General features: G+C 35.2%; 11 protein-coding genes. 10 read left to right on the top strand and 1 reads right to left on the bottom strand.

The genetic code is table 11. The features are described from left to right. Nucleotides 1-93 precede the first annotated feature (93 nt). The 7 genes from JO950_RS06560 to JO950_RS06530 all read left to right on the top strand — a co-directional run bounded on the left by JO950_RS06560 (nt 94) and on the right by JO950_RS06530 (nt 6,148). A complete protein-coding gene (locus tag JO950_RS06560) occupies nt 94-1,281 on the top strand; it encodes a hypothetical protein (RefSeq protein ID WP_202701921.1) in 1,188 nt (395 codons plus the stop codon). Between the two features lie 69 nt (nt 1,282-1,350). Further along, entirely contained in the window at nt 1,351-1,947 is a 597-nt protein-coding gene (locus tag JO950_RS06555; protein ID WP_202701920.1) for a rhodanese-like domain-containing protein, read from the top strand. Between the two features lie 235 nt (nt 1,948-2,182). After that, nucleotides 2,183-3,418 carry an outer membrane beta-barrel protein gene (locus JO950_RS06550; RefSeq protein ID WP_202701919.1) on the top strand — a complete coding sequence of 412 codons (1,236 nt, stop codon included), beginning with the start codon at nt 2,183-2,185 and terminating at the stop codon, nt 3,416-3,418. 195 nt (nt 3,419-3,613) lie between these two features. Then, the gene (locus tag JO950_RS06545; protein ID WP_202701918.1) at nt 3,614-4,486 is read left to right on the top strand and encodes an alpha/beta hydrolase; all 873 of its coding nucleotides are present in this window, start codon (nt 3,614-3,616) and stop codon (nt 4,484-4,486) included. 42 nt (nt 4,487-4,528) lie between these two features. Further along, entirely contained in the window at nt 4,529-5,215 is a 687-nt protein-coding gene (locus JO950_RS06540; RefSeq protein WP_202701917.1) for a GNAT family N-acetyltransferase, read from the top strand. A gap of 45 nt (nt 5,216-5,260) precedes the next feature. Then, nucleotides 5,261-5,698 (top strand): hypothetical protein, encoded by a 438-nt coding sequence (locus tag JO950_RS06535; RefSeq protein ID WP_202701916.1) that lies wholly within the window; start codon nt 5,261-5,263, stop codon nt 5,696-5,698. An 81-nt stretch (nt 5,699-5,779) separates the two neighbouring features. After that, nucleotides 5,780-6,148 (top strand): nuclear transport factor 2 family protein, encoded by a 369-nt coding sequence (locus JO950_RS06530; RefSeq protein WP_202701915.1) that lies wholly within the window; start codon nt 5,780-5,782, stop codon nt 6,146-6,148. Between the two features lie 70 nt (nt 6,149-6,218). On the opposite strand, the gene JO950_RS06525 is transcribed toward JO950_RS06530, so the two are convergent. Next, nucleotides 6,219-7,754: a YifB family Mg chelatase-like AAA ATPase gene (locus tag JO950_RS06525; protein ID WP_202701914.1), complete on the bottom strand. Its 1,536-nt coding sequence runs from the start codon at nt 7,752-7,754 to the stop codon at nt 6,219-6,221. A gap of 251 nt (nt 7,755-8,005) precedes the next feature. Here JO950_RS06525 and JO950_RS06520 point away from each other — a divergent pair, with 251 nt between their 5' ends. From JO950_RS06520 to JO950_RS06510, 3 genes are all read left to right on the top strand, one after another. Further along, on the top strand, nt 8,006-9,430 hold the full coding sequence (locus JO950_RS06520; RefSeq protein WP_202701913.1) for a S41 family peptidase: 1,425 nt from the start codon (nt 8,006-8,008) through the stop codon (nt 9,428-9,430). Between the two features lie 168 nt (nt 9,431-9,598). Next, nucleotides 9,599-12,595: an amidohydrolase family protein gene (locus JO950_RS06515; RefSeq protein ID WP_202701912.1), complete on the top strand. Its 2,997-nt coding sequence runs from the start codon at nt 9,599-9,601 to the stop codon at nt 12,593-12,595. A 40-nt stretch (nt 12,596-12,635) separates the two neighbouring features. Beyond that, nucleotides 12,636-13,943, top strand: a complete 1,308-nt coding sequence (locus JO950_RS06510; RefSeq protein ID WP_202701911.1) for an amidohydrolase family protein — start codon at nt 12,636-12,638, stop codon at nt 13,941-13,943. The last annotated feature ends 147 nt before the right edge of the window (nt 13,944-14,090 follow it).

Here is a 14,090-nt window from a genome sequence, read left to right as displayed (position 1 = left end):
TGCACCCTTATCTACTCTACAAAATAATTTTAAAAAAGGCATAGTTGTTGAAAGTTAAAAAAGATATATTTACACCTTCAATTAAAAAATATCATGCAAAAAATTACGCTTCTATTTTTAATATTATTTTTAGCACTGTCATCCTGTGGTGTAAAAACTACCCAATCCATGCTCAGCGATGGAAATTACGATGGAGCGATAGACCGTGCGGTCGAAGCTTTACGAACGAAAAAAGATTCTAAAGGAAAACAAGATTACGTGTATTTGCTGGAAGAGGCTTTCGCAAAGGCCAAAGACAGAGATTTGCGTAGCCTGGAATTAATGATCAAAGAAGCAAATCCGGTAAATGCCGAACGCACTTACAATACCTACATGCAGTTGAACAATCGTCAGGAAAAAATCAGACCTTTATTGCCTCTGCAACTCTTGAAACAAGGAAGAACCGCTACATTCCAGTTTGATAATTACAGCAATCAGATCATAAGCAGTAAAATTGCATTGACGAGATATTTATATGAAAATGCTTCTGCCCTTTTAAAATCAAATAACAAACTGGATTTTAGAAAAGCCTACGATGATTTTTCTTATTTGGAAAGCATTAGCCCAAACTACAAAAACACTAAAAAACTGATGGAAGATGCACAGTTTAAAGGAACCGATTTTGTAGATGTTTATGCCAAAAACGAAACCAATATGGTCATTCCGAAACCGCTTCAGGATGACTTACTCGATTTTAAAACCTATGGATTAAATGACAAATGGACGGTTTACCACAGTCTAAGACAAAAAGGCATCGTTTACGATTATAGTCTGATTGTAAACTTCGTGCAAATCAATATTTCACCAGAGCAAATCAAAGAGAAGGAATTCATTAAAGAACGACAGATAAAAGACGGTGTCAAAACACTTCTGGACAGCAGAGGAAGACCGGTTAAAGACAGTCTGGGCAGAGAAATAAAAGTAGACAATTACAGAATGCTCCGTGCAAACGTATACGAATTCAGACAATTTAAATCCTGCCAGATCACAGCAAAAGTGGATTATGTCGATTTAAAAACCAATCAATTACTACAATCTTTTCCGGTAAGCAGTGAGTTTATTTTTGAGAATATTTACTCAACCTACAAAGGAGACAGAAGTGCCTGTGAAGACAGTTATATCAACTACTTCAATAAACGTGCTGTTCCTTTCCCGAACAATGAACAAATGGTTTTTGACACAGGAGAAGACTTAAAAGAGAGATTAAAAGATATTATTGTCAGAAACAAATTCAGGAGATAAATCTAACGTTTTAGTAAAAGCGGTAGAGTCCTGCTGATAAACATATTGAACTATAAACCTCATTTCATTATGAAAAAGATAACCCTTCTATTTTTAGTATCATTTTGTTTTACAGGCTGTGTCACACAGTCTCAAACGGCCAAAACCCCTACCGCAATGACAAACCAGCAACAATATCCAAAAGCACTAGTCGATTACGATGATTTTAAAAACCTCGTTACCGAAGTCGAAAAAGCCAGAGCAACTCATTTAGTGAATCTCGATCTTTTTCTTAAAATGAGTCATGAAGAGAATACTGTTATTTTGGACACACGCTCTGATTTTCGTTACAACCGAAAACACTTAAAAGGGGCTATTCATCTCGATTTTACCGATTTTACACAGGAAAATCTTCATCAATTAATTCCGGATCCTAACACCAGGATACTGATTTACTGTAATAACAATTTTAATGGCGACCCGATAGATTTCGCTTCAAAAATGGCTCTTCCTAAAAATACTCCCGAGTCTCAGATTTTAGCCAACAGAAAACCTGTTATGCTGGCTCTCAACATTCCTACACATATTAACCTTTATGGGTATGGCTATAAAAATATCTACGAACTTGACGAATTGGTTCACGTAAATGACCGCAGAATAAAGTTTGAAGGAACGGAAGTGAAGTAATTTACACTTAACTATTCATTTTTTTGGGTATTAATTTGGACCGAAAAAATACTTTACTCATTTTAATTTTAATGCGTATACTTACAATCTGTAAACAATCACTCTCACATTCTTCCAAACGATAATCAATTGTATTACGGTTTCACGTAATGCAATAACTGTTCTGTATATTATATTTGCTGTCAAAAAAAGATCTCTTCAAAAAAACAACCCTAAATAACAGCCCAAAATTTTAATGAAAAAACAATTCTTATTACTTGTATTAGCCTTTATATTAACTTTAAACACCTATTCGCAAATAACTTTTGAAAACGGTTACTTCATCAACCAAAACAATCAGAAAATAAATTGCTTAATTGAAAATCTGGATTGGAAAAATACTCCAACCAATTTTAGATATCAACTACCTGAAAGTAAAGACATTCTTATTGCTGACTTAAAAATTGTAAAAGAATTTGCAATCACAGGACAAAGTAAATACATCAAAACCTTAGTAAAAATAGACCGCTCCTCAAGATACATAGAAAATATGAGTACGGATAAAAATCCGGATTTAAAAGAAGAAACGCTCTTCTTAAAAGTGCATGTTGAAGGAAAGGCATCACTTTACTCCTACGGGGAAGGAAACTCAAGCCGTTTCTTTTATAAGATAGATAATTCAGAAATAAAACAGCTTATTTACAAAACTTATCTGGTAAATGAAAACTCTTCGATTGCGAAAAACAATTACTTCAGAGAACAGCTTTTTATTGATCTAAAATGCGATAATATCCTTCAGAGAGAATACGAAAATCTGGATTACACTTACAAGCAGCTCTTCAAATTTTTCATCAAATATAACAAGTGCAGCGATACTCATTTTGTCGAATTTGAAACAAAAGAAAAAAAGGATTTGTTTAATTTGACCATTAGACCAAGATTAAATAGCAGTTCGTTATCGATTAACAATTCGAATATAGATTTTTACAATGTTAAATTTGGTTCTAAGACAAGTCTTAGTCTGGGTGTCGAAGCAGAGTTTATTTTACCTTTTAATAAAAATAAATGGGCTATAATTGCAGAACCTTCATACCAGTACTATAGTGGCGAAAAGTCAAAATCAACCTCGAATTTGGCAGGTTCCGAAGTAAACGCAAAAGTAGATTATAAATCAATAGAGCTGCCTATAGGAATCAGACATTACTTCTTTGTTAATAATGATTTTAAAATCTTTGCGAATGCTTCATTATCATTACTATTTGATTTTGGTCTAAACTCGAAAATAGAATTCACCAGAAAAGATGGATCTAAAATTAATACTTTGGATGTTAAATCCGGAAATAGTGCAGTATTAGGAATTGGCGGAAAATTACGCGACAAGTACAGTATAGAATTAAGATACCAACTTGGCAGAACTATTCTAAAAGATTACATTGCCTGGAACTCTTCATTCACTACGGCATCTGTCATACTAGGCTATTCCTTTTTCTAAAATAACTCAATAGCATTAAATACTTATTAAATCCCTTTCATTATTTGATGAAAGGGATTTATTCTATAGTCGTTTTTTGATTTTTTTTCTTCTTAATTAAGATTTTGGAATGTCAAAAATTTGTATTTTGGTTCTATATAATTTTCCTGTTTCACATCATAATATTTTACCCCATTGCTACTAAATAACACCATAATGAACAAATTATTTACCCTTGTCTTTTTATTCTTTTCCACCACTTTTATCTTTTGCCAAACTAATAAAGTCAAACCAACAGAAACTGCAAAGCCATTTGTATTAGGAGTTATCGATGAAATTCAATCGAAAGAATTAGGAGAAAAAAGAATTCTCAATATTTATCTTCCGGAAGGTTACAAAGCCGAAGAGGCAACAAAATATCCTGTAATTTATTTATTGGACGGTTCAGCCGATGAAGATTTTATTCATATCGCCGGTCTGGTACAGTTTAATAGTTTTGAATGGATCAATCAGGTTCCTAAATCCATTGTCGTGGGAATCGCAACTGTCGACAGAAGAAGAGACTTTACATTCCCGACCACTATTGAAAAAGATCAAAAAAGGTTTCCGACTTCCGGTCATTCTGATAAATTTATTGCTTTTATCGAAAAAGAATTGCAGCCTTTTATCGAAAAAAAATACAAAGCCAATACTTCTAAAACCCTTATGGGGCAATCATTGGGAGGATTACTTGGAACAGAAATTTTACTAAAAAAACCGACACTTTTTAATAAATATGTTATTGTAAGCCCAAGCATTTGGTGGAATAATGGTTCTATACTAAATCTCGACAGCCCTATTTTTCAGGAAAATTTCAGTCCGCAAACAGACATTTACATTGCAGTGGGTAAAGAAGGACTTACACCAACCGAAATTCCAAGAGTTATGGAAGTCGATGCTAATTTACTAACCGAAAAAATTAAAGCTTCAAAAAGTAAAAACATAAGAGTATATTTCGATTATTTCCCGCTTGAAAATCACGGTACGATTTTGCACCCGGCAGCTTCGAACTCATTTCGTTTTTTCTATCCTATAAAAGAGAAAGAATAAAAACCGAATATAGTACGATCCCAAAAAATTATTTTTTAAATAATGACAAATAAAGAAGACCATAAACTAGATAATCCGGTTTGGCATGCATTATCCGAAAAACATTCCACATTTGCCCTTGATTATGATGGTACTAAATTTTACAATCCGGATTATTGTCCGTTTGGAGGTTTTATAGTACCGGAAAGCACTTTAACGGCCACAAAGCAATATGCGTTGTTAACGGATTCTTTTTTTATAGTGGGTGAAAAACCTGAAATAGACGATTCTTTGACAATCGTCAAAGAATTGATTTGTCTGCAAATGGTTATTCAGGACAAAATTCAACTTGCGATTGGTACTGAAATTCTCAGACTTACCGAAAGTCATAATGCCGAATTATTACAACTGGTTAATTTGGTACAACCGGGATATTTTAAAACCAAAACTCCTTTATTGGGCAATTATTATGGAATATTTAAAGAAGCCCAATTGATAGCTGTCGCAGGCGAACGTATGAAAATGAATGACTTTACAGAAGTGAGTGCTATTATCACGCATCCCGATCACACCGGGAAAGGCTATGCCAAACAATTGATTTCGCATGTTGTCAATAACATCTTGGACGAAAATAAAACTCCTTTTTTACATGTTGTCGAAAATAATATGGGTGCCATTAGCTTATATGAAAAACTAGGTTTTGTAACGAGACGAAAAATCAGCTTTTGGAATGTTTCTAAAAAACAATAAGCATATATTCATCTTTGCTCTTTTCATCAGACCATTATTAAAAAAATGAAATTTCCAACAACAGCGGAAGACTTTAAAAACGAATTGTTAAAATCGATTGATCTTATCAACCAAATTGGAGATTTACGAGTCCGCCAATTTATTCAACTTTTACCAAAAGTTAATGATGAAATAATTATTGAAGGTATCATCTTAATTCTTGAAAATGAAGACAGGGATCAAACTATTTATACAGACCAAAAATACGCGGGCTTAATTCTAAAATCGCTTCAACCAAAAACAACGATAGACTCTGAAATAATTCTGAAGAGAATTTTAAAAAATTGGAATAAAAGTGTCGAAGAACTCCCCTTTTGGCTAAAAGATAATTATGGTATTGAAACTGTGAAAAATTCCTTGTCTAAAATTGAAGATCAGAGTTTGTCAGAGTTAGAACTTGACAAAATAAGTACAATAAAATGGTGGCTTAAAATAAGCCTGTAATTTTCAATACATACCAATTAAGCATTAAAAGTTTACAATAAATACTTTAATTTTATAAAGTTTAAAAATTCCGCAATCATTATGACAGTAAATAAACAAACCGTAACCGAATATATGGAAGCTTTTATGGTAAGCGATCATAAACGAATTTTAGATTGCCTTACTGATGATGTGATTTGGGAAATGCCCGGAATTTATCAACATGTAGGAAAAGAAGCTTTTGACAAAGAAATTGAAAACGATAATTTTACCGGTAGTCCCACGATCCAAATCATAAAACTAATTGAAGAAAATGACATTGTAATTGCTGAAGGTGCCGTACAGGGAAATATGAAAAACGGCAATAAACTGGATGCTGTTTTCTGCGATGTTTTTGAAATGGAAAAAGGAAAAATTAAAAAACTCACCTCCTACCTAATGTCAAAAAGCTCAAGTTTAAAATTTGAGTAAGTTCAAATCGTAAAATTTACAGCAATTTTTTCTTCTTCTTTTGTTTTCAGACATTTCAAATCTAAGATAATTATCCCAGCCACCCCTCGCGATCCAAACTTCTGTATTGAATGGCTTCGGCGATATGAGACGAAATAATATTTTCGGAATGATCCAAATCACTGATTGTTCGGGCAACTTTTAGAATTCTGTCGTAGGCTCTTGCTGACAGATTCAATCGTTCCATAGCGGTTTTCAGCAATTCTTTCGACGGATCGTCAAGAATACAAAATTCCCGAATAAGTTTACTGCTCATTTGTGCATTGTAATGTACATTTTCAATTGTTTCGAAACGTTTGGTCTGAAATTCCCGAGCGGCAGTAACCCGTTTACGGATTTCAACACTGCTCTCGGCTTTTCGATCATCGGCCAGTTTTTCAAAAGGAACCGGTGTGACTTCGATATGAATGTCAATCCGGTCTAACAAAGGTCCTGATATTTTACTTAAATAACGCTGCATCTCGTGCGGTGAAGATGTATTAGGCACAGCAGGATCATTAAAAAAACCACTCGGACTCGGATTCATACTCGCCACCAGCATAAACGAGGAAGGGTAAGTTACGGTAAATTTAGCCCTTGAAATAGTAACTTCCCGATCTTCCAGCGGCTGGCGCATCACTTCAAGAACATCACGTTTGAACTCCGGTAGTTCGTCTAAAAACAAAACACCATTATGAGCCATCGAAATTTCTCCGGGCTGAGGATAACTTCCTCCTCCAACCAAGGCAACATTAGAAATCGTATGATGGGGACTTCTGAAGGGCCTTTGGTTCATTAATCCAACTTCTTTTAACTTTCCGGCAACACTGTGAATTTTTGTCGTTTCAAGAGCTTCACGCAAAGTCATTGGCGGTAAAATACTCGGAACACGTTTTGCCAGCATCGTTTTGCCCGCTCCGGGCGGACCAATTAAAATGATGTTATGACCTCCGGCAGCCGCAATTTCCATACAACGTTTTATGCTTTCCTGTCCGCGCACATCTGAAAAGTCAAATTCCGGGAAATCTAAGCTTTTATAAAATTCAGCTTTGGTATCAATAATTGTAGGCTCAAGTGTTCCTTTTCCATTAAAAAAATCAATAACATCCTGAAGATTCTCAACTCCATAAACGTCTAATCCAGTCACTATTGCGGCTTCTTTGACATTCTGAATGGGCAGAAAGAAACCTTTATAACCTTCTTCTTTTGCTTTGATTGCGATAGGTAATGCTCCCCGAATAGGCTGTAAACTACCGTCTAAAGAAAGTTCTCCCATGATAATGTATCTTTCAATCTCCGGTGCTTTTACCTGATCTGAAGCCACCAAAATCCCCATCGCCAAAGTTAAATCGTATGCGGAACCTTCCTTTCGTAAATCAGCCGGTGCCATATTAATTGTTATTTTCTTACCTGGAAAATTTAATCCATTGTTCTTAAGCGCAGCGGCAATTCGATAACTGCTTTCCTTTATGGCATTATCCGGCAATCCCACTAAATGATAACCAATCCCATTATCCATATGAACTTCAACCGTAATCGTTGTTGCTTCTACTCCAAAAACGGCGCTTCCGTAAACTTTTACTAACATAATCCTTATTCCTAAAAAAGCTTTAAATCAAACAAAAACACAAAAGTAAGTTTTTTATTACAAATAAAAAATCTTTCCCTTCTACTTCCTTTTTAATTCAATTCTATCATCTCAAATTGATCATTACTAAAGTCTCAAATAATTTTAATTCCTGGTTAACAAAAAATGACAAAACAACACATCTGTAAATATTTTCATCAGCATTTATCATAAAGCCCTAAATTAGCGTTATAAATAAAAATCCTAACATTATGAAATATCTCACTAAACCATCGTTACAACAGATTTTTATTTTTAACAACAAACTCGTTTTTTTATTCGTGCTCACTTGCCTGATTCTCCCAAGCGCCAATGGTCAGCAAAAGAAAATAACAGAAAAATTCAAAAAAGAAACTATCCTAAAAATGGATTCCCTCATTCAAAAGGAGTACATATTTCCGGATCAGGCAAAACTGATTGCAGCTCATTTAAAAAAAAGTTACAAAGAAAATAAATTCAAAAAATACGATCTACTGGATTCTTTCGCTGTAGCTTTAACGAAAGAAATCCGCCTCATCAACAACGACAAACATCTTAGAGTCAAGCCTAAATTTGTTCCGGATAACAACCCAAATGCAGCTAAAGACTCCTATGAAATTTATCTTCATCATTTAACTGACAATCGCAAACTCGCCGATGGTTTCAGAGAGGTTAAGATACTTGACGGTAATATCGGTTACCTCAATTTTAAATATTTCATACACGAAACTAACCCCACTATTGATTCATATATGCAATTGCTTTCTAAAACGGACGCCATTGTTATTGATTTAAGAACTAACGGAGGTGGAAGTCCTAAAACCGTGCAGTACCTGTGTAGTTATTTTTTTAAAGAACCTCTATTGCTCAATACCTTATACTTTAGAAAAGACAACTTTACGGAAGAATTCAGAGTTACAGAAGTTAACGGCAAAAAAAGAATCGATGTTCCCTTATTTATTATCACAGGTGCCAGAAGTTTTTCGGGTGCAGAAGAATTCAGTTATAACATGCAAACACAAAAAAGAGCAACCTTAGTTGGCGAAGTTACGGGTGGCGGAGCAAATCCTGGTGAAATTCTTGAACTTAACCCTCTTTTGGAAATATTCATTCCTACCGGAACTGCAATAAATCCAATCACTAAAACAAACTGGGAAGGAATTGGTGTAATCCCTGAGTACAAAACAACCCAGGAACTGGCTTACGACAAAACCATAGAATTGGCAAAAAAAGCAGCAGAGGACTACCGAAGTAAAATTGCAGCCGAATCCAAAAAACTCTATTTGGAATTACAATCTACGGTTGACCAGCAAACAAAACCATTACACGAAGCTGATTTAGTAAAAATGGATCAGCAAATTCAAACCATTATAAAAAAACTAATTGAATCTGATTGGTTTACAGAAGAGGACATTACTAACCTGTCGTCTGATTATACGCCTACAAAACCATTTATTGCAGAATCAATTTTAAAAAGCAATGCAGAATTACATCCAAGATCTCCGATAGCCTTTTTAAAATATGGTGATCTTTTAGAACAAAACGGAAAAAAAGATACTGCAACGGCGGTCTTAAAAAAAGCGGTAGAACTCGCCACAGAAATCAAAGCTCCCTATCTCGAAGGGATAAAGAATCGATATGAGAAGATCCTAAAATAAAAAGATATCCTTAAAAGCAGCATTCGAAAAACAGTGTAAAACATCAAAATCAGAAGAATTACTAAATCGTTTTTGGTATTTAACATGGAATATAAGAAATTAATTTTCATTAAAACTTGCTCAAATATTAATATTTCCTATTTTTAATGAAAATTTTATTAATTATCCATGAAAAGAAAACTACTACTACTGTTTTTGAGTGTTTTTTTAACAAAAACGTACGCTCAAGATTACTTTCCCGTTAATGAAAGTGTCCACAACAAAAACAACAATTACACTGTTTTTACCAATGCCACGATTTATGTAACCCCGACACAAAAAATCGAAAAAGGAACTTTACTCATTCAGGATGGCAAAGTGGTTGGTGTTGGAAACAACATCACCATTCCTAAAAACAGCGTTGCCATTGATCTTGCAGGAAAAACTATTTATCCTTCGTTTATTGATATCTACACCAGCTTTGGGGTTGAAAAACCTAAAGCCCCTGCCGGACGTGGACGTGACCGCAGCCCTTTATACGACACTAAAAAAGTAGGTTACTACTGGAACGAAAGCGTTCGTCCGGAAGTAAATACTTATGAAACTTTTAAATACGATCAACCGAAAGCTGAGGAACTACTAAAAGCCGGTTTTGGAGTAGTAGGAACCCATATTGCTGACGGAGTTGCTCAGGGAACCGGAATTTTAGTAGCGTTAAACAACACCGAAAACAGCAAACAAATTATTGCCAATAAAGTAACCAATCATTTTGCTTTTACAAGAAGTGCTCTGACGAATCAGGCTTACCCAAGTTCGTTAATGGGTATGACGGCTTTGTTACGCCAAATGTATCTGGACTTAGACTGGTACAAGAAAGGAAATTCAGAAACTAAAGATTTATCATTAGAGGCTTTAGCTGATAACGAAAAACTGGTTCAGATTTTTGCTACAGAAGACAAATTAAACAGTTTAAGAGCAGCGAAAATTGCCAAAGAATTTGGATTAAACTATGTTCTGAAAGGAAGCGGAAATGAGTTTGAAAGAATTGAAGAAATTAAAAGTACCAATGCCAAGTACATCATCCCAATCAGTTTCCCTGAGGCGTATGATGTTTCTAATCCTTATTTGTCCAATCAAATCGAATTGGCCGATATGCGTTTCTGGAATCAGGCGCCAACCAACTTAAAAGTTCTTTCGGATAATGGAGTTGTTTTTGCTTTAACAACAGACAAATTAAAAAAGACTGAAGATTTTAAAACTAATTTACTAAAAGCCATTAAATATGGTTTCGATAAAACAAAAGCTTTGGAAGCTCTAACCACAGTTCCCGCAGCTATTTTAGGAAAAAGTAATGAAGTAGGAAGTTTGAAAACAGGAGCTTTTGCCAACTTCATCATTACTTCAGGTGAAATTTTTGACGAAAAAACGGTTTTATATGAAAACTGGGTACAAGGAACTAAATACGTTGTAAACGATGTTAACGCAAAAGACATCCGTGGTAACTACGACTTAACGGTTGGAACAGATACCTACAAATGGAAAATCGAAGGAACAGTTGATGCTCCGAAATCTGAAATTACAACCGCAGATGCAAAGAAAGTGAGCAGTACTTTTACTGTTTCTAAAAACTGGATCTCTCTTTTAATTAAACCAACCGATTCAATCAAATCTAATTTTTCACGTTTGACCGGATTGATCGAGAAACCGGAAAACTTATCCGGAAAAGCGGTTTTAGGAAACGGAACGGAATTGTTCTGGACTGCTACAAAAACAAGCCCTTTTGTCGCTGTAAAAGATTCGACTAAAGTTGAAAAACTAAATCCGATTATCCCGACAACGTATCCAAATATTGCTTTTGGTGACTCAAAAAGACTAACTGCTCAAACTTTACTATTCAAAAATGCTACGGTTTGGACCAACGAAAAAGAAGGTATTTTAACTGAAACTGACGTTTTAATTAAAAATGGAAAAATTGCTGCTGTAGGTAAAAATCTTTCAGATGCTTCTGCTACAGTAATTGATGCCAAAGGTAAACATATCACAAGCGGAATTATTGACGAACACTCCCACATCGCCATTTCAAAAGGGGTGAACGAAATGGGACATAACTCGACTGCCGAAGTTACGATTCAGGATGTTGTAAACTCTGAAGACATCAATATCTACAGAGACTTAGCGGGAGGTGTAACCACTTCGCAATTGTTGCACGGATCAGCAAACCCAATCGGGGGACGTTCTGCCATTGTAAAATGGAAATGGGGTGCTGCACCAGAGGAAATGTTGTACAAAAACCAGCCAAAGTTTATCAAATTTGCTTTGGGAGAAAATGTAAAACAAGCGAATTGGGGAATTGATAATCCTACCCGTTTTCCACAAACCAGAATGGGTGTTGAACAAGTTTTTACTGATTATTTCCAACGTGCAAAAGAATACGATGAAAGCTGGAAAAAATTCAACGCAGGTTCTAAAAAAGGAAAAGCACCAAGAGTTGATTTAGAAATGCAAACGATCGCTGAAATTTTAAACAAAGAGCGCTTTATTACCTGTCACTCTTACGTAGAATCTGAGATCTTAATGTTGATGAATGTTACGGAGAAATTCAATTTCAAAGTGAATACTTTCACGCACATTCTGGAAGGGTATAAAGTGGCTGATAAGATGAAAGAACACGGTGTTGGAGCTTCTACATTCTCTGACTGGTGGGCTTATAAATTTGAAGTAAATGACGCAATTCCGTTTAACGGACCAATTATGCACAATCAGGGATTAGTGGTTGCTTACAACTCAGATGATGCCGAGATGTCAAGAAGATTGAATCAGGAAGCTGCAAAAGCAGTGAAATACGGAAACATCTCTGAAGAAGAAGCGTGGAAATTTGTAACCTTAAACCCTGCCAAATTATTACACATTGACGATAAAGTAGGAAGTGTAAAAGTAGGTAAAGATGCTGACGTTGTGTTATGGAGCGAAAATCCGTTGTCTATTTATGCTAAAGTCGAAAAAACAATGATTGAAGGTGTAGTGTATTTTGATCTTGAAAAAGATGCTGAAAAACAACAGGCTATTTCTAAAGAAAGAAGTTTATTGATTGGGCAGATGTTGCAGGAAAAAAACAAAGGAATGAGCACACAGCCACCAACAAAAAAAGAGAAGAAAGAATATCACTGTGATACTTTAGAACAATAATAACGGCTTTATAAAATTCATAAAGATAAAAACAGATAACATGATTAATAAAAACATATATATAGGTCTGCTTGCCTTTTGTGCATCATTGCAAATAAAAGCACAGCAAATACCGGCACCTCAACAAACCAAATCGGTTTTGATTTTAAATGCTACTGCACACTTAGGTAACGGAAGTGTTATTCAAAACAGTGCCGTTGGATTTAAAGACGGAAAATTAACCCTGGTAGCAGACGCAACGACCGTGAGACTTGCTGCTGATGCCTATGACACAACCATTGACGCGAGTGGAAAACACATTTACCCTGGATTTATTGTGGCTAACGCAACATTAGGTTTGGTAGAAATTGATGCTGTGAAATCGTCAGACGATCAGGAAGAAATTGGAACTTTTAATCCAAACGTAAGAAGTATCATCGCTTACAATTCTGAATCGAAAGTAGTAGAAACTGTTCGTCCGAATGGGATTTTAATGGCTCAGATCACTCCTCGTGGGGGTAGAATTTCCGGAACTTCTTCTGTAGTACAATTAGATGCATGGAGCTGGAAAGATGCGATTATAAAGGAGGACGACGGAATTCATCTTGATTTCCCTTCTAATTTCAGAAGATCAGGATCATGGTTTGAACCGGGAGTTATTGAAGCCAACAAAGATTATCCAAAACAAGTGGAAGAAATCGCAGCATTTTGGAGTAACGCAAAAGCTTACAATCAGGCTGCTTCAAAAGAAAGAAACATTGTTTTTGAAGCTACAAAAGGGCTTTTTGATGGAACTCAGACGCTATACATCCATGCTGATGAAGAAAAACAAATTGTTGATGCTATTCAGTTAGCAGCAAGCAATCAGATCAGGAAAATAGTTATTGTAGGAGGTTTTGAAGCCTACAAAGCTGCTGATGTTTTGCAAAAATATAATGTTGGTGTATTCTTAAGACGTGTACATGACATGCCAACAAGCGATGACGAAGATGTAAATCTGCCTTATAAAATGGCCAAAATACTTACTGATAAAGGTATTGTGGTAGGACTTGAAAACAGTGGTGATCACGAGCGTATGAGCGTAAGAAACCTGCCGTTTTTAGCAGGAACCTGTGCAGCATATGGTTTAGACAGAGAGAAAGCGTTACAGCTTATCACTTCCAATACGGCAAAACTATTAGGTATTGATGCTACTTGCGGAACTCTGGAAACGGGTAAAGATGCCACTTTATTTATCTCTGAAGGTGATGCACTCGACATGAGAACGAATAAGTTAACAACTGCTTTCATTCAGGGAAGAAAGATTAACTTAGAAACTTTTCAAACCAAACTGAATGATAAATTCAAAGCAAAGTTCAATCAGAAATAAGCAATAGTATTTTATAATAAAAGGCGTCATTTGAAAATTCATCTGACGCCTTTTTTATTTACAATTCACAACTACAAACCAAATTAATCAGATATTAACTCAAAAAACAATCAAAATACCTCTATACAACATCGTCTTTTAGTTAAT

It is taken from the genome of Flavobacterium sp. UGB4466 (assembly GCF_903469665.1).
In the GTDB taxonomy this organism is placed as follows: Bacteria; Bacteroidota; Bacteroidia; order Flavobacteriales; family Flavobacteriaceae; genus Flavobacterium; species Flavobacterium lipolyticum.
Note: the sequence above shows the minus strand (reverse complement) of the source record. Positions and strands in the feature narration are given on the sequence as shown.